General features: G+C 65.3%; 19 protein-coding genes. 7 read left to right on the top strand and 12 right to left on the bottom strand.

Going from position 1 to position 18,572, the window contains the following annotated elements:
* Nucleotides 1–4: 4 nt before the first annotated feature.
* The gene (locus IDT60_RS03380) at nt 5–511 is read right to left on the bottom strand and encodes a ribonuclease domain-containing protein (RefSeq protein WP_191080869.1); all 507 of its coding nucleotides are present in this window, start codon (nt 509–511) and stop codon (nt 5–7) included.
* Nucleotides 512–528: 17 nt separating this feature from the next.
* Nucleotides 529–2,640 carry a glycogen debranching protein GlgX gene (gene glgX, locus IDT60_RS03375; protein ID WP_191080868.1) on the bottom strand — a complete coding sequence of 704 codons (2,112 nt, stop codon included), beginning with the start codon at nt 2,638–2,640 and terminating at the stop codon, nt 529–531.
* A 136-nt stretch (nt 2,641–2,776) separates the two neighbouring features.
* Here glgX and IDT60_RS03370 point away from each other — a divergent pair, with 136 nt between their 5' ends.
* Nucleotides 2,777–3,592, top strand: a complete 816-nt coding sequence (locus IDT60_RS03370; RefSeq protein ID WP_191080867.1) for a carbon-nitrogen hydrolase family protein — start codon at nt 2,777–2,779, stop codon at nt 3,590–3,592.
* Between the two features lie 90 nt (nt 3,593–3,682).
* On the opposite strand, the gene rlmB is transcribed toward IDT60_RS03370, so the two are convergent.
* From rlmB to IDT60_RS03345, 5 genes are all read right to left on the bottom strand, one after another.
* Nucleotides 3,683–4,672 carry a 23S rRNA (guanosine(2251)-2'-O)-methyltransferase RlmB gene (gene rlmB / locus IDT60_RS03365; protein WP_164202229.1) on the bottom strand — a complete coding sequence of 330 codons (990 nt, stop codon included), beginning with the start codon at nt 4,670–4,672 and terminating at the stop codon, nt 3,683–3,685.
* Between the two features lie 91 nt (nt 4,673–4,763).
* Nucleotides 4,764–6,236 carry a cysteine--tRNA ligase gene (cysS, locus tag IDT60_RS03360; RefSeq protein WP_191080866.1) on the bottom strand — a complete coding sequence of 491 codons (1,473 nt, stop codon included), beginning with the start codon at nt 6,234–6,236 and terminating at the stop codon, nt 4,764–4,766.
* Nucleotides 6,237–6,263: 27 nt separating this feature from the next.
* Nucleotides 6,264–6,746, bottom strand: a complete 483-nt coding sequence (gene ispF / locus IDT60_RS03355) for a 2-C-methyl-D-erythritol 2,4-cyclodiphosphate synthase (protein WP_164202233.1) — start codon at nt 6,744–6,746, stop codon at nt 6,264–6,266.
* Between the two features lie 17 nt (nt 6,747–6,763).
* Nucleotides 6,764–7,546, bottom strand: a complete 783-nt coding sequence (ispD, locus tag IDT60_RS03350; RefSeq protein WP_191080865.1) for a 2-C-methyl-D-erythritol 4-phosphate cytidylyltransferase — start codon at nt 7,544–7,546, stop codon at nt 6,764–6,766.
* Nucleotides 7,547–7,638: 92 nt separating this feature from the next.
* Nucleotides 7,639–8,121: a CarD family transcriptional regulator gene (locus IDT60_RS03345; RefSeq protein WP_026266570.1), complete on the bottom strand. Its 483-nt coding sequence runs from the start codon at nt 8,119–8,121 to the stop codon at nt 7,639–7,641.
* Nucleotides 8,122–8,376: 255 nt separating this feature from the next.
* Between IDT60_RS03345 and IDT60_RS03340 the strand changes: the two genes are divergently transcribed.
* A complete protein-coding gene (locus IDT60_RS03340) occupies nt 8,377–8,937 on the top strand; it encodes a hypothetical protein (protein WP_370590718.1) in 561 nt (186 codons plus the stop codon).
* 95 nt (nt 8,938–9,032) lie between these two features.
* On the opposite strand, the gene IDT60_RS03335 is transcribed toward IDT60_RS03340, so the two are convergent.
* Together IDT60_RS03335 and IDT60_RS03330 are read right to left on the bottom strand one after the other, a co-directional pair.
* Nucleotides 9,033–9,713: a response regulator transcription factor gene (locus IDT60_RS03335; protein ID WP_164202237.1), complete on the bottom strand. Its 681-nt coding sequence runs from the start codon at nt 9,711–9,713 to the stop codon at nt 9,033–9,035.
* Complete coding sequence (locus IDT60_RS03330) at nt 9,710–10,918, bottom strand: cell wall metabolism sensor histidine kinase WalK (protein WP_191081810.1); 1,209 nt, start codon at nt 10,916–10,918, stop codon at nt 9,710–9,712. Before IDT60_RS03330 ends, IDT60_RS03335 begins: the two co-directional genes overlap by 4 nt.
* A 201-nt stretch (nt 10,919–11,119) precedes the next feature.
* On the opposite strand from IDT60_RS03330, the gene phoU reads away from it, so the two are divergent.
* Nucleotides 11,120–11,773 (top strand): phosphate signaling complex protein PhoU, encoded by a 654-nt coding sequence (gene phoU / locus IDT60_RS03325; protein WP_164202239.1) that lies wholly within the window; start codon nt 11,120–11,122, stop codon nt 11,771–11,773.
* 75 nt (nt 11,774–11,848) lie between these two features.
* Here the strand turns inward: phoU and IDT60_RS03320 are convergent, their stop codons facing one another.
* Nucleotides 11,849–12,595, bottom strand: a complete 747-nt coding sequence (locus IDT60_RS03320; protein WP_191080864.1) for a phosphoglyceromutase — start codon at nt 12,593–12,595, stop codon at nt 11,849–11,851.
* A gap of 78 nt (nt 12,596–12,673) precedes the next feature.
* Between IDT60_RS03320 and IDT60_RS03315 the strand changes: the two genes are divergently transcribed.
* A complete protein-coding gene (locus IDT60_RS03315) occupies nt 12,674–13,516 on the top strand; it encodes a class I SAM-dependent methyltransferase (protein ID WP_191080863.1) in 843 nt (280 codons plus the stop codon).
* Here the strand turns inward: IDT60_RS03315 and IDT60_RS03310 are convergent.
* Nucleotides 13,504–13,845: a DUF2516 family protein gene (locus IDT60_RS03310; protein WP_164202245.1), complete on the bottom strand. Its 342-nt coding sequence runs from the start codon at nt 13,843–13,845 to the stop codon at nt 13,504–13,506. The two genes, IDT60_RS03315 and IDT60_RS03310, sit on opposite strands and share 13 nt — an antisense overlap.
* Nucleotides 13,846–13,854: 9 nt before the next feature.
* Nucleotides 13,855–15,045, bottom strand: a complete 1,191-nt coding sequence (locus IDT60_RS03305; protein WP_191080862.1) for a PLP-dependent aspartate aminotransferase family protein — start codon at nt 15,043–15,045, stop codon at nt 13,855–13,857.
* Between the two features lie 54 nt (nt 15,046–15,099).
* On the opposite strand from IDT60_RS03305, the gene tmk reads away from it, so the two are divergent.
* The 3 genes from tmk to IDT60_RS03290 are packed head-to-tail and all read left to right on the top strand — an operon-like array spanning nt 15,100 to nt 18,483.
* Nucleotides 15,100–15,756 carry a dTMP kinase gene (tmk, locus tag IDT60_RS03300; RefSeq protein ID WP_191080861.1) on the top strand — a complete coding sequence of 219 codons (657 nt, stop codon included), beginning with the start codon at nt 15,100–15,102 and terminating at the stop codon, nt 15,754–15,756.
* Nucleotides 15,753–16,895: a DNA polymerase III subunit delta' gene (locus IDT60_RS03295; RefSeq protein ID WP_191080860.1), complete on the top strand. Its 1,143-nt coding sequence runs from the start codon at nt 15,753–15,755 to the stop codon at nt 16,893–16,895. The genes tmk and IDT60_RS03295 overlap by 4 nt, the downstream gene beginning before the upstream one ends.
* A 22-nt stretch (nt 16,896–16,917) precedes the next feature.
* The gene (locus IDT60_RS03290; protein ID WP_191080859.1) at nt 16,918–18,483 is read left to right on the top strand and encodes an alpha/beta hydrolase; all 1,566 of its coding nucleotides are present in this window, start codon (nt 16,918–16,920) and stop codon (nt 18,481–18,483) included.
* The last annotated feature ends 89 nt before the right edge of the window (nt 18,484–18,572 follow it).

Below are 18,572 nucleotides of genomic sequence, written 5' to 3'. Positions count from 1 at the left end.
GGTGTCAGCTGCCTTCTGCGATGAACGTGAACGAGTCGTAGTGGTCCTGCGTGTAGTACTTCTCTCCCCCGGCTCCGGCGACAATCCGGCGGGCACCCCGGTCAGACTCTCCGGGTGTGGGCACCGTGTACTCCCGGTAATAGCCTGACGACTGCCGCGGCAGGAGGCGCTCAAAGTTGCCGAACGTTTTGTCATCCTGGCTGTACGAGTAGGGCCCGCCGGCGCGGATGAGGGCCAGCGTTCTGCGTGCTTCGGCAGGAAGCGCGGATTCGCTGATCGAGGGAAGGCCGGAAGGGTTCGCCGGAGCAGCGTCCGGTCCCGGAACGGCTGCAGGGGTGCGGACCTCCGCCGGACCCGGCACGGGAGCCTCCGGTACCGGTGCAGCGCTGGAACTTGTTGCCGGCGTCGGACTTCCCGCCAGGGATTCAAGGATCCCGGTGCCGCCGAAAGCGAGCAGGGCAATGGCCAGCAAGCCTGTCAGCAGCAGGGCAACGACAGAGCGGTTGCGCATGTTTGTCCCCTCCGCCGCTACGTGCGGTAGATGTTGATGGAGTACGCCTCAACGAGGTCCGTCTCGCCGGATGCCACGCGGCCGCCTTGCCGGAGCTCGTGAAGAGGCGAGGTGGTCAGCCGGAGTTCGAACATCCGGCGCGGCGTGCCGTCGTCATTAGTGACTTCGGGGAGCGTGATCTTGACGTTGGATTTGCTGCCGTTGACCACTACCAGGCCCGCTATGGTGCCGTCGTCCGAGCCGAGCAGGAGCTGCATCACCCGGTGCCGGGGATCATTCCACCGTTCCATGGACATGGGCTGGCCGGCGTGGTCAAACCAGAACAGGTACGACTGCTCATCCCGTGCCGGAAAGTCGTGCGGCTGGCTGGCCAGGAACTCCTTGCGCAGCCGGATGTAGCGCTTGGTGCTGCGGAGCATCTCGTGCGATTCAGGCGTGTGGGTCCAGTCAATCCAGGCGAGGGGGTTGTCCTGGCAGTACGCATTGTTGTTGCCCTGCTGGGTGCGTGCCAGCTCGTCACCGCCGGTGATCATGGGCACCCCCAGCGAAAACATCATCGACGCCATGAGGTTGCGCCGGGACTGTGCCCGCTGGGCCAGGATGTCCTCATCCTCGGTGGGGCCTTCGAAGCCGTGGTTGAAGCTGCGGTTGTCCCCGTGCCCGTCCCGGTTCTGCTCCCCATTGGCCTCGTTGTGTTTACGGTCGTAAGAAACGAGGTCGTTGAGGGTGAAGCCGTCGTGGGCAGTGATGAGGTTGAGGGATGCGAGCCTGGAACGGCCCGATGCCTTAAAGAGCTCCGACGATCCGGACATGGCATCCGCCAGGCGGGCCACCGACCCGCCGTGGCCGCCGGACTCGATGGCGGCGCGGTCGGCAAGCCAGAAGGAGCGCACGCCGTCCCGGAAGTGGTCGTTCCAGTCAACCCAGCCGCCCGGGAAGCGTCCTGTCTGCCAGCCCCCGTAGCCCACATCCCAGGGCTCGGAGATGAGCTTCACGTCGGACAGCACAGGATCAGCGGCCACCGCCACGAGGAAGGGATGCCGCGGATCAAATTCGTTGGCCGCGTTCCGGCAGAGCGTCACGGCCAGGTCAAAGCGGAAGCCGTCGATATGGAACTCGTCCACCCAGTAGCGGAGGGAATCCAGGACCAGCTGGACCACCCGGGGGTGGCCGAAGTTCAATGTGTTTCCGCAGCCCGTTGTATCCACGTACCTTCCGTGGCCGTCGGTGCGGTAATAGATTTCCTCGCCGAGACCGCGGAAGCTGATCGTGGGGCCATCGGCCCCGCCCTCGGCGGTGTGGTTGTACACCACGTCAAGGATCACCTCGAGTCCGGCCGCGTGCAGCAGCTTGACCATTCCCTTGAACTCGTCCTGGACAGCCTGCGGTCCGGCTTCCTGCGCGGCTTTGGTGGCATAGTCCGGGTGCGGCGCGAAAAAGGCAGCCGTGTTGTAGCCCCAGTAATTGGTCAGGCCAAGGTTCTGCAGGTGCTGCTCGTCAAGGTGGAAGTGCACCGGGAGCAGCTGGACCGAGGTGATGCCGAGGCTCTTGAAATGCTCAATGATGGCCGGGTGGGCCATGCCCGCGTAGGTTCCGCGCAGTTCCTCGGGCACATCGGGATGCAACATGCTCTGGCCACGGACGTGGGACTCATAGATGATCGTGTTCCGCCAGTGCTGGCGCGGCCTCTGGTCTGTTCCCCAGTCGAAATGGCCCGCCATCCGGACGCTCGTCAGGAAGCCCTCCCGCTGATCCACCGCACGGCCGTAAGGATCGAGAAGCAGCGGCTGCCCGGCGTCGTCGTCCAGGTTCAGCGTGGGGAAGGACAGCGGCAGTGCTTCGGATTTGGAAACAGCACGGAACCCGTAGCGCGATCCGTACGGAAAATCCACCACAATCCCGTGATGCACGCCGTGGGTGACATTGGGAAGGGCCTGCCGCCGCCACTCGCTGCCGGGGGCCTTGTACGCGATCTCCAGGTTTTCGACGCCCGGCGCATAGACAGCGACATTGGCACTGTCCGGCAGGGCTTTGTCGCGACCGGCCCCAGGGCGCGGAAGGCTGACACCGAGAGGATGCGCCGAAGAGGCATCCATGGTGGAAGCGGTGTCAAATAGCGGCATAACCATCACGTCAATGGTAGCGGCCAGCGCCTGTTCAGCTGCATTCGCACTTTTGTGTCTCCCGGCGGACGGCTACGGGCGATTCCCGGACGGAGGCAACCCGACGCTGCATACTGGAAGAAACGTCAAACGGAGGTGCACAGTGCGGGTAGCGCTGGCTCAGATCATCAGCGGCCGGGACCTGGCCGGCAATTTGTCCATTCTTGAACAGGAGGCGCGGAGGGCGAAGGCGGGCGGCGCGGACATGGTGGTGTTCCCGGAAGCATCCATGCGGGCCTTCGGGAACTCTCTGCTGGACGTCGCTGAACCTTTGGATGGGCCGTGGGCGTCCCGGGTGCGAAGCATCGCGGCCTCGCTTGGGATTGTGGTGGTGGCGGGACTGTTCACCCCCGGCGCGGGCGGAAAGGTGCGTAACACGCTGCTGGCAACCGGCCCCGGCGTGGAGTCCAGTTACGACAAGGTCCACCTCTTCGACGCGTTCGGATTCCTTGAGTCGGACACCGTCGCACCCGGCACTGATCCGGTAACTTTCGACGCCGGCGGCCTGACCTTTGGCTTGGCGACCTGCTACGACATCCGCTTCCCCGCGCTGTTTACGGCCAACGCGGATCGCGGTGCTGACGCCAACATCGTCTGCGCTTCGTGGGCTTCCGGGCCCGGCAAGGTGGACCAATGGCAGCTGCTGGCCCGCGCCCGCGCGCTCGACTCCACCACGTACGTCCTCGCGTGCGGGCAGGGTGATCCCGTCACCCAGGGCGCCCCGGCCAAGGCCGGCTCACCCACCGGGGTGGGGCATTCCGCCGTGGTCTCGCCCTTCGGCGATGTGCTGGAGGAGCTCGACGGCGCCCCGGGCATGTTGTTCGCCGACCTGGACGCCGCTGTGGTCAAGGAAGCCCGCCAAAAGCTTCCGGTCCTGGCCAACCGCCGTGAATTCCAGGCCCAACGCTCTCTCAGTTAATGCGGCTTAAGCGACGACGCTCTCTCACTTTCTTCGGGAAAGTGAGAGAGCGATGCGTCAAAACCCACATTAAGTGAGAGAGCGTCCGGCCTACTTGGCGGCGCGCTGCCGGGAGATCTCGTAAAGGGAGATGCCCACTGCCATGGAGGCGTTGAGCGATTCCATGGCGGAGTCGATGGGAATGGAAACGATCTGGTCGCAGTTTTCGCGGACCAGCCGGCTCAGGCCCTTGCCTTCGGAGCCCACCACGATGCACACCGGTTCCGTACCGAGCGTGAGGGCCGGCAGGGAGACGTCGCCGTCGCCGTCGAGCCCCAGGACAAAGATGCCCATGCTCTTGAACTGCTTCAGGGCACTGTTGAGGTTGCCCGCGCGGGCCACCGGAACACGCACGGCCGCGCCGGCACTGGTCTTCCAGGCCGAGGCAGTGACACCCACGGAACGGCGTTCCGGGACGATGACGCCGTGACCGCTGAAAGCGGAGACGGAACGGATGATCGCGCCGAGGTTGCGGGGGTCCGTGATGCCGTCGAGCGCCACAAACAGCGGGGCGTTGGAGACGTGGCCCTTCTTCCAGCGGTCCACGGTTTCCTCGGCCAGGTCATAGGCGTCCTGGTATTCGTAGGGCGGGATCTGCAGGACGAGCCCCTGGTGGACGGCGTCGTCAGTCATGCGGTCCAGTTCGGGCTTGCCGGTCTCAAGCAGCGGGATCCCGCGCTCAGCAGCAATTTTCAGGGATTCCTTGACACGGTCATCCATTTCGATCCGGATGGCGATGTGCAGGGCCTTGGCAGGAATGCCGGCACGGAGTGCTTCGACCACCGAGTTACGGCCGGTGACCACTTCCTCGGTGGCACGCCCCTTCGGACCGGAACGGGCTGCTCCGGCGCTGCGGGCGCCGGTGCCGCGCTTGGCGGCCGACCGTTCCGCAAGCTGCTTGCTCTTGTGTGCCTTGTGGTACGGGCGGTCCTCCGCCTTGGGCGTGGGGCCCTTCCCTTCCAGGGCCTTGCGGCCGTGACCACCGGTTCCGATGGTTGGCCCCTTCTTTGCTTTGACCGACCGGCGACCGTTGTTGGCCATGAGAGTTCCACCCTTGATTGTTTGACTGAGTCTGCTTAACAGTCTACTGAATCAAGTAAAATCGCCTGACCCCGGGCCGGAAATCCCCGCGTCAGTCCCGCTGGAGGCTCCACGTAGCGCCATCAGGGCCGTCCTCGACGGCGACTCCGGCCGCCCTGAGCGTGTCCCGGATGGCATCCGACGCAGCCCAGTCTTTCGTGGCCCGGGCCTGGGCGCGGGCAGCCAGCTGGGCTTCCACCAACACCTCGAGGGCGGCCGCTTCCCGGGTGTCCGTTGCTCCGGCCGACGCCACCGCATTCAGGCCGAGAACGCGGAGCATGTCGTGGACGTCATGCAGCGCCTGCCGGGCATCTTCCAGGCGCCCCTCGGTAAGGGCGGTGTTACCGGCGCGAACTGTTTCGTGGACCACAGCGAGGGCCTGCGGCACGTTGAGATCGTCATCCATGGCACGCTCGAACGGCTCCGGCACCTTGCCGTACGTGAAGAAGGCGTAATTGCCGCCGTCGGACGGTTCGCCCTGAGACAGGGCCCGGACGGCGCGGCTGATAAACCCGTCAATGCGTTCGACGGCGGCAGCCGCCTCCTCCAGCGAGGTGGGCCGGTAGTCCAGCACGGAGCGGTAGTGCGCCTGGCCGAGGTAGTACCGGACGACGCGGGGAGGCGCGAGCTCCAGCATCTCGGCGGGGCTGATGGTGTTGCCGATGGACTTGGACATTTTCTCGCCCTGGTAGGTGACCATGCCGTTGTGCATCCAGAAGTTGGCGAAGCCGTGCCCGGCCGCCTGGGACTGGGCCATCTCGTTTTCGTGGTGCGGGAAGCGCAGGTCCAGCCCACCGCCATGGATATCAAACTCGGTGCCGAGGTATTTGGTGACCATGGCGGAGCATTCCAGATGCCAGCCCGGGCGGCCGGCACCCCACGGCGAAGCCCAGCTCGCCGTCGTCGGCTCTCCCTCTTTGGACCCTTTCCAGAGGGCGAAGTCGCGGGGGTCCTTTTTGCCGCGCGGGTCAGCGTCCGGTGCACCCTGCATGTCGTCGATGTTCTGGCGGGTGAGTGAGCCGTATTTGTCCCAGGACCGCACGTCGAAGTAGACGTCACCGGAGCCGTCCAGCGCCGGGTAGGCGTGGCCGCGGTCGATCAATTGCTGGACCAGGGCGTGCATTTCCGGGATGTGCCCGGTGGCGCGGGGCTCATAGGTGGGACGGGACACGCCCAGCGTGTCGTAGGCCTTGAGGAATTCCTGCTCGTAGCGGTAGGCCAGCGCCCACCATTCCTCCTCGCGGACCGTGTCCGGTCCGTCTTCGAAGTCCGGGTCAAAGGACTCTGCGGATTTGATGAGGATCTTGTCGTCGATGTCCGTGACATTGCGGACTGCGGTGACGCGCAGGCCCCGGTACTCCAGCCAGCGCGTGAGCTGGTCAAACGCGATGGCTGAACGGATGTGGCCAACGTGCGGCATGCCCTGCACCGTGGCCCCGCAGTAGTACAGGCTCACCTTTCCCGGGACGAGGGGAACGAAGTCGCGGACTTCGGCGGATGCGGTGTCGTAAAAACGGAGGGTCACCGCTCCAGATTAGCCGATGACGCGAAGTTACCTGGGATACACCAAAGCGGTGGCAATGGCGGAAATGCCCTCACCCCGGCCCGTGAAACCCAGGCCGTCGCTCGTGGTGGCCGTGACGCTGACGGGTGCATTCGCCGCCGCGCTCAGGACGTCCTGGGACTCCTGCCGCCGCGGCCCGAACTTGGGCCGGTTAGCCACAAACTGCACCGCCACGTTGCCGATCTCAAACCCTGCCTCCCGGACAATCCTGGCCGCCTCTGTCAGGAGCGTGATCCCGGATGCCCCGGCGAACTCCGGACGGTCCGTGCCGAAATGCGTGCCAAGGTCCCCGATGCCGGCGGCCGAGAACAGGGCATCCGCCGCGGCATGCGCCACCGGGTCCCCGTCCGAGTGGCCGGCAAGTCCCCGCTCGCCGTCCCAGAACAGGCCACCCAACCACAGCGCACGCGGCTGGTCCTCGGGTGCATATGCGTGAACGTCCAGACCGATGCCCGTGCGGGGCAGGATCATTGGCTCCGAGCCCACACTCACCCCTCAACCCAACGGGCACCCAAGGGCCCCTCGAGGAGCCCTTCGGCGAGGATCAGATCCAACGGGGTGGTGATTTTCAGGGACTGTGTTGACCCGCGTACTGCAAAGACCCGTGTGCCGAGCATTTCCACCAGCATGGCGTCGTCGGTCACCGCTGCCGATTGCCTCTCGTCCAGGCCCTTGGCGGCTTCGTGCGCTTTCAGGAGGGTCCTGAGGTGGAATCCTTGCGGGGTCTGCACTGCCCGGAGTTCATCCCGGGCCGCTGTTCCGGTGACGATCTCGGGTGCCATGGCCACATCCTCGCCGGACGTAGGTGCCACTGTTTTCACAGTGTCCACCACGGCTACGGCGGGGATGACAGCCGCGGCTCCGGCGGCCAGTGCGTCAGCGACACGGTGGAACACCGTGTCAGGAGTCAGGGCACGCGCAGCGTCGTGGACGAGCACCGCCTCGACGCCGTCCATCAGGGCCGCGATGCCTGCCCTGACGGAGTCTGCACGGGTGGCACCGCCATCTACAACGCTCAGGAGTGGGCCGCCGTCGGCCAGTTCCTCCCTGAACTCCTCACAAAGCCGGCGGAGGCCATCGTCGCCAACCGGCAGGACCACGCATACCTGGCTACTGACTCCGGACGCCACCACACCGCGCAGCGCGTGCATCAGAAGGGGTTCTCCGCCGAGGGGCACCGCAGCCTTCGGCATACCGTAGCCAAGCCGTTGACCGGAACCAGCGGCCACCAGGATCACAGCGGTGATGAGGCGGGTGGGAGTATCACTCATGCGGACTAGCCTACGTCCAGCGGGCTGCCCTGCCGGTATCCGGGCAAAAAGAAACCCCGGAGGTACTTTCGTACCCCCGGGGTGTTCGATTCTTAGGAAGCCAGAACCTCGTCGAGAACGCTCGCGGCCTTCTCTTCGTCGGTCTTTTCAGCCAGTGCAAGTTCTGAAATCAGAATCTGCCGGGCCTTGGCCAGCATGCGCTTCTCTCCTGCGGAAAGGCCCCGATCGTGATCACGGCGCCAAAGGTCGCGGACGACCTCTGCTACCTTGATGACATCACCGGAAGCGAGCTTCTCCAGATTTGCTTTGTACCTGCGTGACCAGTTGGTGGGTTCTTCCGTGAACTCGGCCCGCAGCACATCGAAAACGTGCTCCAAGCCTTCCTTGCCCACAACGTCACGGACCCCAACAAGGTCAACGTTCTCTGCTGGAACTTCAATGGTCAGATCACCCTGGGCCACCTTGAGCTTGAGATACATTTTCTCTTCGCCCTTGACAGTGCGCATCTTGATTTCTTCAATTTTTGCAGCACCGTGGTGAGGGTAAACTACTGTCTCGCCGACCTCAAATACCATGTAAACATTCCCCTTTCCCGCACACTAGTTTATCACGATTCAGGCATATGACTGGCCCGGAACCGGGGCGCGAACCCAGTGATTACGCGGAAAATGGGCGAAATCGGACCCGTCCGACCCCTTGACGGATGCAGATAATAGTGCATGCGGGGCCCGCTGCCAAGGACAATATGACCGTCCCGAATCCTCGTTTGGCCCTGTTTGCGGCTAGGCTATGGCTGAATAATGTTTCCACACTCTCGAGGAGTACGTGACGTGCGTTTCACTGCGATGAACCGGGCCCAGAGCGGCAAACTGGCACTGGCGGCAGGAGCCCTGGCCCTGGGCCTGGCCACGATGACCGGCTGCGGCTACATCAACCCCCAGCAGACCACTCACCAGTACGCCTCCTCCGACGGCATCCGTGCCGACCTGGGTCCCCTGCAGCTGCGGAACATGCTCATCGTGTCCACCGGCGAGGACAAGCCGGGCCGCCTGATCGGCGCCGTCTACAACTCCTCATCCCAGGACGTGAAGCTTACGGTCAACGGTGCCGAAGGCTCACAGACGCAGGTGCCGGTGAAGGCCAACTCCTACACCCTCCTCAACGACTCCACCGATGAAGCAATCCTGTCCACCAGCGGCGGCATTGCCGGCTCCCTGGTAGACATCAAGGTCACCGAAGACGGCACGAATGTCACCAAGACCGTCCGGATGCCGGTCCTGGATGCAACGCTGCCGGAGTACAAGGAGTACCTGCCGGCCGGCAGCGAACCGACCGAATCCGCCTCCCCCACGCCGTCGCCGTCCGCGAGCGAGGCGGATACCGCCCACTAGTAGGGCTGAAGAACGTCAAAGGAGGTGCTCCCCGCGGGGAGCACCTCCTTTTTTGCATCTGTTGGCTGAAGCCCCCTGCGCGGCGGCAGCCGTGCTTACGGCTCGAACTTGTAACCGAGGCCGCGGACCGTCACCAGGAAGCGGGGTACTGACGGGTCCGGTTCGATCTTGCCGCGCAGCCGTTTGACGTGGACGTCGAGGGTTTTGGTGTCGCCAACGTAATCCGAACCCCAGACACGGTCGATCAGCTGGCCGCGGGTCAGGACCCGGCCGGAGTTCCTGAGCAGCATCTCCAGGAGTTCGAATTCCTTCAGCGGCAGGAGGACCTGCTCGCCGTCCACGCTGACCACGTGCCGTTCGATATCCATCCGGACAGGGCCGGCCTGGACGGTGGCAGAGATCAGCTCCTCCGGCTCACCCTGCCGGCGCAGCACTGCACGGACCCGGGCCACCAGTTCGCGGGACGAGTACGGCTTGGTGACATAGTCGTCCGCACCCAGTTCCAGGCCGACCACCTTGTCAATCTCGGAGTCCTTGGCCGTCAGCATGATGACCGGAACGCTGGAGCGCTGGCGCAGCTGGCGGCAGACCTCCGTGCCGGACAAACCGGGCAATTGCAGGTCCAGCAGGACCAGGTCCGCGCCGTTCCGGTCGAACTCCGTGATGGCGTCGAGGCCGTTGTCCACGACTTCGACCTCAAACCCCTCCTTGCCCAGCAAATAGGACAACGGGTCGCTGAACGATTCTTCGTCCTCGACAATCAAAATCCTGCTCAAGCGCTGGCTCCTTGCTCATGTACGTTGCGCTCATTGACACGCTCGGGTACGGCTCGATCTTTGACAACTGAAGATTCAGGTTCGTCCTGGGTTTCCATCTCGGGAAGCCTCAGGGTGAAGGTGGATCCCTGGCCGGGGCGGGACCACAGAGTGACCTCGCCGCCATGGTTTGATGCCACATGTTTGACGATGCTCAGGCCAAGGCCGGTGCCGCCGGTGTGGCGCGACCGCGCAGAGTCCACCCGGTAGAAGCGTTCAAACACCCGCTCCTGATCCTCCGGGGTCATCCCCTCGCCCTGGTCGGTGACGGACACGGCAATCAGTCCGTCCTTGGCCCGGACACCCACGCCCACCCTGGTGTTCTCCGGCGAATAACGGATGGCATTATCGATCAGGTTCCGCAGCGCGGTCACCAGCAGGTCCCTGTCACCAAAGACCGTGGCGTCTACGCGCTCACCCACAACGATCTGGATCTTCTTGCTTTCGGCAGGGAGCTGGGAACGGTCAACAGCCTCCGCGATGACGGCGTTGATGTCCACTGCCGTGCCCTCCTGGGACACACTGGCGCCTTGTAGGCGGGACAACTCGATGATGTCCTGGACCAGGGCGGCAAGCCGGCCCGATTCCTTATGCATCCGCTTGGCGAACCGGCGGACGGCCTCTTCGTCATCCGCCGAGGACTCCAGCGCCTCGGCAAGCAGGGAAATTGCCCCCACCGGGGTCTTCAGCTCATGGGACACGTTGGCCACGAAGTCGTTGCGGATCTCCTCGGTGCGGGTGATCTCCGTGCGGTCATCGGCGAGCAGCAGAATGTATTCCTCACCGAGCATGGCTGCGCGAACCTGGACGATGATGGTCCCCTGACCCAGCGGGCCGCGGGGCAGCTCCAGTTTCTTCTCCAGGATCACGCCGTCCCGGCGCACGCCGGCCGTCATGTCCAGCAGCTCTTTATGCACCACGGTGTGTCCGCGCACCAGGCCGTAGGCGTAGGCAGCCGGGCTGGCGCGGACTACACCGTCGACGGCATCCACCACCACAAAGGCCCGTCCGACGACGGCCAGTACCTCCGCAGCGCCCTTCGGCAGCGTGAGCTCGTCGATGTACACATCCACCAGTTGGCGCTGCTTTTCGCTGACCCTGAAGGCGAGCACGCCAAAGGTGCCGAGCGACAGGCCGACAAGCCCCGCGATGACACCGATAAGCATAGGATCCACAGCTCCAGCTTATGCTGTGCTTTCGGGCCGGCCGGTGCGTCCGGGGGCATTGCACGGACGGTTCAGCTAACGTTCATCTACAAGAGACTAACCGTTCACCGCACGCTGGCAGAGTTACGGGTTGGAGTGCCGAACGGCGACATGAATTCCGTCTGCCACATGGGGGCGGGATTCCAGAGAAAGGACGCCCCCGTGCGTAAGGTTTTTCAGGAAGAGCTGACCCAGGTGGGTGAGCAGCTCGTTGAGATTTCCAAGTTGGTCAGCGAGGCCATGGAGAAGGCCAACACGTCCTTCCAGGTGGCGGACGTTGATCTGGCCGAAGACGTCATTGCCGCGGATGCCCGGATCGATTTCCTCCAGAACAGCCTGGATGAACGCGCCATCGACATCCTCGCCCTGCAAGGCCCGGTAGCGAGCGACCTCCGGATGATCGTTGGCTCCCTCCGGATGAGCGCCTCGCTGGAGCGGATGGGCGACCTCGCGCGGCACATCGCCCAGCTGGCCCGCCTCCGCTTCCCGTCGACGGTCATCCCCGCGTCCATGACCGAGACCTTCCGCAAGATGGCCGAACAGGACCAGATCATTGCGGACAAGCTCACGGTGCTCCTGGAAAGCCGGGACCTGGAAGTGGCCCGCGACATCCTGAAGGCCAACACCATCATCGACGATCTCCACCTGAGCGTATTCAAGGCGATCGCCTCCCCCGACTGGGCCGAGTCCCCTGCCACCACGGTGGACGTTGCCCTCGCGAGCCGCTACTTCGAGCGCTTCGCTGACCACGGCGTCTCCGTGGCCCGCAAGGTTACCTACCTGGTGACCGGCGAATGGCAGCCGCAGGGTCTCTAGCCCAACTTCACCGCGAACGACGGCGGGCCGGTCACTTCAAGGTGACCGGCCCGCCGTCGTTAGTTACTGCTTTACTTATTTTTTGCCCTGGTTGGCCACAGCGAGGATGGCCTCCGCGGCAGCCTCCGGGTCCAGGTAGGTACCGCCGCGCTTGATCGGCTGGAAGTTGTCATCGAGGTCGTAGACCAGCGGGATGCCCGTGGGGATGTTCAGGCCGGAGATGGCGTCGTCGCTGATGCCGTCCAGGTGCTTGACCAGGGCACGCAGGGAGTTGCCGTGGGCTGTGACCAGGACGGTCTTGCCTGCCTTCAGGTCCTCCTTGATGTCCGATTCCCAGTACGGCAGCAGGCGGACCAGGACGTCCTTGAGGCACTCGGTGCGCGGCAGGGCGTCGCCGAGGTCCGCGTAGCGCGGATCGTGGGCCTGGGAGAACTCGCTGTCGTCGGACAGGGGCGGCGGCGGGGTGTCGTAGCTGCGGCGCCATTCCATGAACTGCTCTTCACCGAACTCGGCCAGGGTCTGGGCCTTGTCCTTGCCCTGCAGGGCGCCGTAGTGGCGCTCGTTCAGGCGCCAGTCGCGCTTGACGGGGATCCAGCCACGGTCCGCCTTGTCCAGGGTGATGTTGGCCGTGTTAATGGCGCGCTTGAGCAGTGACGTGTACAGGACGTCGGGGAGGATGTTGTGCTCCACCAGGAGCTCACCGCCGCGGGCTGCTTCCTCGCGGCCCTGGTCGTTAAGGTCAACGTCCACCCAGCCGGTGAACAGGTTCTTGGCGTTCCATTCGCTGTGGCCGTGGCGCAGCAGAATCAGCTTGTAAGTCATGATTTTCATCCTAGCCGAGGGCACGCTTGAGCCCGCTGTGCGTTACACCACAGGACGCTCCGGGGATAAAGTTGGCCCGTGGTTCAAAAAGCTGAACGGGTCAACGCTCCCCATAACAGGAGCGGCAAACCGGTGGGAAACGTTACCCGCGGCACCACTAACCCCAACCGGATGCGCCGTACGGACCGCTGGCTTACCGGACCCCAGGCCTGGCGCCTGCGGGCAGCCGACGACCCCCTGGTGGTTGACCTGGGCTACGGCGCGACGCCGGCCACCGCCGTCGAACTTTTTGAGCGCCTCCGCGCCGCCCGGCCTGATGTGCGCGTGGTGGGCGTGGAGATTGAACCGGAACGGGTCCGGGCGGCCAGGCCGCTGGAACAGCCGGGCCTGAGCTTTCAGGTGGGCGGTTTCGAACTGCCCCTCCCCGGGCGGCCCGTCCTGGTCCGCGCCTTCAACGTCCTGCGGCAGTACGAAGAGGCTGACGTGCCGGGGATCTGGCGCCTGGTCCAGGACCGGCTCTCTCCCGGCGGGCTCTTCATCGACGGGACCTGCGACGAGATCGGGCGGCGGGTGACGTGGATTGCCCTCGATGCTGAGCGGCCATTGTCCCTGAGCATGTCCATGCGGTTCGGCAGCTTTGAGCTGCCCTCGGACGTCGCCGAGCGGCTGCCGAAGGCGCTCATTCACCGCAACGTCCCCGGCGAACCGGTGCACCGGTTGATGCAGGCCATGGACCGGGCCTGGCTGGCGTCAGCCCCGCTGGCCTCGTTCGGCAACAGGCAGCGCTGGCAGGGCATGTGCAAAGCACTGCGCGACGGCGGGTGGCCCGTTCAGGACGGGCCGTCGCGGTGGCGCCTGGGCGAACTGACTGTGAACTGGGAGGCTGTGGCGCCGGGGGCCGTCGGGGGTCACCAGCCGTAGGGGCTGCGGTTGCCGCCGCGTCCGGCGTCCTTGACGGCGGGACGGACGTCAGCCAGGTAAACCGAAGCTGCCACCACGGCAGCAAGCCCGAACAGACCCAGCGTGCCAAAGATTCCGCCGCTGCTGAAGAGGGAGATGACACCGATCAGGGTGGCACCGGCGGTCAGCGCCAGCCAGAAGGTCTTGGTCCGTTTGCCTGTGGCCTCAAAGGCGGCCGATTTGTGCCGGACGCAGTCCAGCAGCGCCCACACCTCGAGTACCAGGGCCACCAGGGCCAGGATAAAAAACACTGCCTGCTCAACAGGCCGAATAATCAGTTCACCGTCCACCGTCCAAGCCTAGCGGCCCAGCGAGTCCAGCGCCTGCTTCAAATCGGCCCAGAGGTCCTCAACATTCTCAATGCCGACGCTCAGCCGCACCAGGTTGTCCGGGACGCTCAAAGGTTCGGCCGCGTGCCTGCGCCGCCGTTCGATCAGGGATTCGACGCCGCCCAGGGATGTTGCAGGCAGCCAAAGCCGGAGTGCCCGCACCAATTTGTCGGCGGCGGCTGCTCCGTCCAGGCCCGCGGCCGGTGCGATCTGCACGCACACGATGGACCCGAAGCCCTTCATCTGGTTTTTGGCCCGTTCATGGCCAGGATCAGAGGGAAGCCCGGGGAAGCGGATGCTTTCAATCAGGGAATGCGTGGCGAGGCGTTCCGCCAGGACAGCCGCGGAAGCCTGCGACCGGTCCACACGAAGGGCCAGGGTCCGGAGGCCGCGCAGCGCCAGCCAGGCTTCGAAGGGGCCGGCGATGCCGCCGTGGATGATGCGGTTGTGCAGGAGCGCTGCCCGGATGTCCGGGTTGGAGGTCACCAGGGCGCCGAGGACAACGTCGGAGTGGCCGGCCAGGTATTTGGTCACGGAGTGGAGCACAACGTCCGAGCCCAGAGACAAGGGCTGCTGGACCAGCGGCGTGGAGAAGGTATTGTCCGTGACCACGATGGCACCCACCGCATGGGCGGCCGCTGTCAGCTCCCGGATGTCGGCAATGCCCAACATGGGGTTGGTGGGGCTTTCCAGCCACAGCATCCTGGCCGCTTTGGCGTCCGGACCCTGCGGGGCCAGCTGTTCCTTGACTGCGTCCGTGTCCGCGATGTCCACGGTCCGGAGTTCCAGGAAGCCTTTCTGCGCCAGCTCGGTGGCCATCACCAGTGAGCCCGCGTAGCTGTGCGAGGGCATCACCAGGACGCCGCCGGCGGGCAGGAGGGACAACGCGGAGCTCACTGCCGCGAGTCCGGATGCGTAGAGCAGGCCGGGCAGCGCGGCACCTTCAAGCTGGCCGAGTGCCTCTTCGAAAGGGTCCCAGGTGGGGTTGGCGTAGCGGCCGTAACCCCGGTCGCCGTCGTCCAACGCTCCCGTGCCGAAATACGTTGAGGACAGCACGATGGGCGGGTTGACCGGTTCGTCGTGTTCACGCGGGGGCCGGCCCGCGGCAACCACCAGGGTTTCGGCGGACAGGGACGCTGCGTGCTGCTCCGTGAGACTCATGGTGAAAAGCGTACTTCGACGCGTGCGGGTGCCCGAAGTCGGTAGGCTTGAGCAGTGACCACCACCAACAGCCCTGGACTCTTCGTCGCCTTTGAAGGCGGCGACGGTGCCGGCAAGTCCACCCAGGCTGCCCTGCTCGCCGAGGCCCTGGAATCGCGGGGCCTGACGGTCCTGCGCACACGCGAACCCGGCGGAACACCCATCGGGGAGAAACTGCGTTCGCTGGTCCTGGACCACGGCCACGGCCACATCGACGCCCACACCGAGGCGCTCATCTTCGCCGCCTCACGCGCGGCCCACGCCAGCCAGGTGATCCGCCCGGCACTGGAGCGTGGCGAGGTGGTCCTGACCGACCGCTACATTGATTCATCCGTTGCGTACCAGGGGGCCGGCCGGGAGCTCGGGACCGACGCCGTCCGTTCGCTCAACGAATGGGCCACCTCCGGGCTGCAGCCCGATCTGACGGTGCTGTTGGACGTGGACCCCGCCGTTGGCCGCCGCCGCCGCACCGCCGGCGATGCCGCCGAAGACCGGCTGGAGTCCGAAGCTGACGAGTTCCACACCACCATCCGTGACGCGTTCCTGGAGCTCGCCGCCAGCCGCCCCGCTACCTACCTCGTCCTGCCCGCGCACCTGCCTGTCCACGACATTGCCGCGCAGATCCTGGCGCGCCTCGAATCGCTGCTCACGGCTGCGCCGGGTGCCGCATGACGGTGTGGGATGACCTCCAGGGCCAGCCCGCCGTCGTCGAACAGTTGCGGAACGCGACGCTGGGTGATGGGCTCACGCACGCGTGGCTGTTCACGGGTCCGCCCGGTTCCGGGCGTTCCAATGCTGCGAAGGCCTTTGCCGCGGCCCTGAACTGTGACCAGGAAGACGTTGCCAGGCGCGGCTGCGGCGAGTGTGCCGCCTGCCTGACCATCCTCGGAGAAACGCATTCGGACGTGACGTTTGTCCGGACCGAGAAGGTCACCATCACCATCGAGGAGGCCCGCGACCTGGTGTCCACGGCGGGCAACCGGCCGTCTTCCGGACGGTGGCGGATCATCGTGGTGGAGGACGCAGACCGCATGGCCGAGCGCACCACCAACGTGCTGCTGAAGGCGATCGAAGAGCCCACACCGCGGACCATTTGGATGCTGTGTGCGCCATCGCCCGCCGATGTCCTGGTGACCATCCGTTCCCGCTGCCGGGCTGTCGCCCTCCGGCTGCCCCCGGCCGCCGACGTCGCGGCTTTGCTGGTAAAGCGCGACGGCGTGGAACCGGCCCTCGCCGAGCGCGCGGCCCGCGCGGCACAAAGCCATGTGGGGATTGCCCGCCGCCTGGCGCGGGATCCGGAGGCGCGCGAGCGCCGGCTGGAGACTGTGCGGTTCCCGCTTGGCCTGCGCGGCGTCACCGCCGCAGTGATGATGGCGGACAAGCTCGTGAAGATCGCCACTGCCGAGGCCAACAGTTCCAATGAAGAGCGCGACGCCGCCGAGAAGGCTGCGCTGCTGGCTACCCTGGGTGTCCCGGAATCCGGGACGCTTCCGCCGGCCATGCGGAGCCAGATCAAGCAGTTGGAGGAGGACCAGAAACGCCGGGCGAAACGTTCCATCACCGATTCCCTGGACCGGACCCTCACGGATCTGCTCTCGTTCTACCGGGACGTGCTGATTATCCAGCTGGGGAACAGCGTGGAGCTGGTGAACGTTGAACTCAGGAATGAGTTGGAGGAATTTGCCGGCCGGTCCGCCCCCGAAACAACTCTTGCCCGCATGGACGCCATCAACAAAGCCCGCCAACGCATCACCACCACCAACGTTGCTCCGCTGTTGACCATCGAGTCCATGGCCGCCAGCCTCATCTAGCCCTTCCAAGGAGACTTCCCGAATGACTGCTCGCCCCCTGCCCGCACGCTCCCGATCCCTGGTGATTGGGCTGCGGGCTGCCGGCGCCCTGGTCCTGGCCATGACGCTGGCATCGTGCAGCCTTCTCGTCGGCGACAAACCGGACGAGGCACCCACAACGGCCAAGGCGGATCCCTCCATTGTGGCTTCCGCCCCGGCAGGGCTCGACTCCTTCTACTCGCAGGAGGTGGTGTGGGAGCCGTGCGAAAACGGCTTCCAGTGCGCCAAGGTGACTGTGCCGATGGACTACGCGAATCCTGACGGGGACACGATTCAGCTCGCTGCCCTGCGGGCCCCCAGCACCGGCAAGAAGTCCGGCAGCCTGCTGGTCAACCCGGGTGGCCCGGGCGGTTCCGGCTACGACTTTGTCAGGGACGCCGCAGGGACCCACTTTTCCCAGTCCGTCCGGGCGACCTATGATCTTGTGGGCTTCGATCCGCGCGGCGTCAAGCGCTCCGCCCCGGTGACGTGCATGACCGATGCGGAGCGGGACGCCGCGCGCGCCAAGGTCTACGACTACGGAACCGACACCGGCATCGCGGCCGTGCTGGCCGACAACAAGGCAATTGCGGAGCAGTGCGCGGCCCAGACCGGACCGCTGCTTGGCCATATCGACACCGTCAGCGCAGCCAAGGACCTGGACATCCTGCGGGCCGTGGTGAACGATTCGAAGATCAACTACCTGGGCTACTCCTACGGCACGTTCCTGGGTTCCACGTACGCCTCGCTTTTCCCGGACAACGTTGGCCGGATGGTTCTTGACGGCGCCCTTGATCCGTCCATCAGCAGCGAGGAACTGACGATGGGCCAGGCCGTTGCCTTCGAAAAGGCCATCAGGGCCTACGTGGCCAGCTGCCAGCAGGGAGCGGGTTGCCCCCTCACGGGCAACGTGGACAGCGGCGTCCAACAGATCCGCGACCTCATCGCGGCAGTCCAGAACAGGGCCTGGCAGGCCAAGGACGGCCGCATGGTGAATGCCACCATGTTTGTGAGCGGCCTCATCACTCCGCTGTACAACGACCAGAGCTGGCCCGCACTGACCCAGGCCCTCGAAAGCGCCCTCAAAGGTGATGCCAGCCTGATGCTCCGTCTGGCGGACCTCGGTGCAGACCGCGGAACCGACGGCAAATACACCTCAAACTCCACGTTCGCCTTCAGCGCCATCAACTGCCTGGACTACCCCATGGTCTCCGACACGGCAGCGATGCGGGCCGAGGAGCAGCGTCTGCGGCAGGCGTCCCCCACACTGGGCTACTTCTTCGCCTACGGTGGAACCAACTGCGTGGACTGGCCGTACGACAGCGTACGCACCCCCGCGCCGGTGGAATACACCGGCGATGCCCCGATCGTGGTGATCGGCACCACGGGAGACCCTGCCACCCCCGTGGAATGGTCCGCTTCCTTGCGCAAGCAGCTGGGGAACGCCTCACTGATGACCTGGCAGGGCGAAGGCCACACGGCGTACGGCCGGGCGAACAGCTGCCTCGAGGATGCTGTGGACAGCTACCTCGTGGACGGCAAGGTGCCTGCCGACAACACTGTGTGCTGAACGCCTCCGGGTCCCATTTTGACCCGGACGGCGGGACTCTATTACAGTTGACTCTTGCATGAAGCGCCCGGTTTCGCCGGGAGATCCAT

Origin of the sequence: Pseudarthrobacter sp. BIM B-2242 (genome assembly GCF_014764445.1) — a bacterium.
GTDB classification, from domain to species: Bacteria; Actinomycetota; Actinomycetes; order Actinomycetales; family Micrococcaceae; genus Arthrobacter; species Arthrobacter luteus_A.
Note: the sequence above shows the minus strand (reverse complement) of the source record. Positions and strands in the feature narration are given on the sequence as shown.

Coding starts and splice junctions, on each gene's coding strand:
- IDT60_RS03290 (WP_191080859.1), top strand. CDS start 16,918: ATGACTGCTCGCCCCCTGCCCGCACGCTCCCGATCCCTGGTGATTGGG.
- ispD (WP_191080865.1), bottom strand. CDS start 7,546: ATGAGTGATACTCCCACCCGCCTCATCACCGCTGTGATCCTGGTGGCC.
- glgX (WP_191080868.1), bottom strand. CDS start 2,640: ATGGTTATGCCGCTATTTGACACCGCTTCCACCATGGATGCCTCTTCG.
- IDT60_RS03380 (WP_191080869.1), bottom strand. CDS start 511: ATGCGCAACCGCTCTGTCGTTGCCCTGCTGCTGACAGGCTTGCTGGCC.
- IDT60_RS03320 (WP_191080864.1), bottom strand. CDS start 12,595: ATGACTTACAAGCTGATTCTGCTGCGCCACGGCCACAGCGAATGGAAC.
- IDT60_RS03305 (WP_191080862.1), bottom strand. CDS start 15,045: ATGAGTCTCACGGAGCAGCACGCAGCGTCCCTGTCCGCCGAAACCCTG.
- IDT60_RS03330 (WP_191081810.1), bottom strand. CDS start 10,918: ATGCTTATCGGTGTCATCGCGGGGCTTGTCGGCCTGTCGCTCGGCACC.
- rlmB (WP_164202229.1), bottom strand. CDS start 4,672: ATGGCCAACAACGGTCGCCGGTCGGTCAAAGCAAAGAAGGGGCCAACC.
- IDT60_RS03295 (WP_191080860.1), top strand. CDS start 15,753: ATGACGGTGTGGGATGACCTCCAGGGCCAGCCCGCCGTCGTCGAACAG.
- ispF (WP_164202233.1), bottom strand. CDS start 6,746: ATGATCCTGCCCCGCACGGGCATCGGTCTGGACGTTCACGCATATGCA.
- IDT60_RS03345 (WP_026266570.1), bottom strand. CDS start 8,121: ATGGTATTTGAGGTCGGCGAGACAGTAGTTTACCCTCACCACGGTGCT.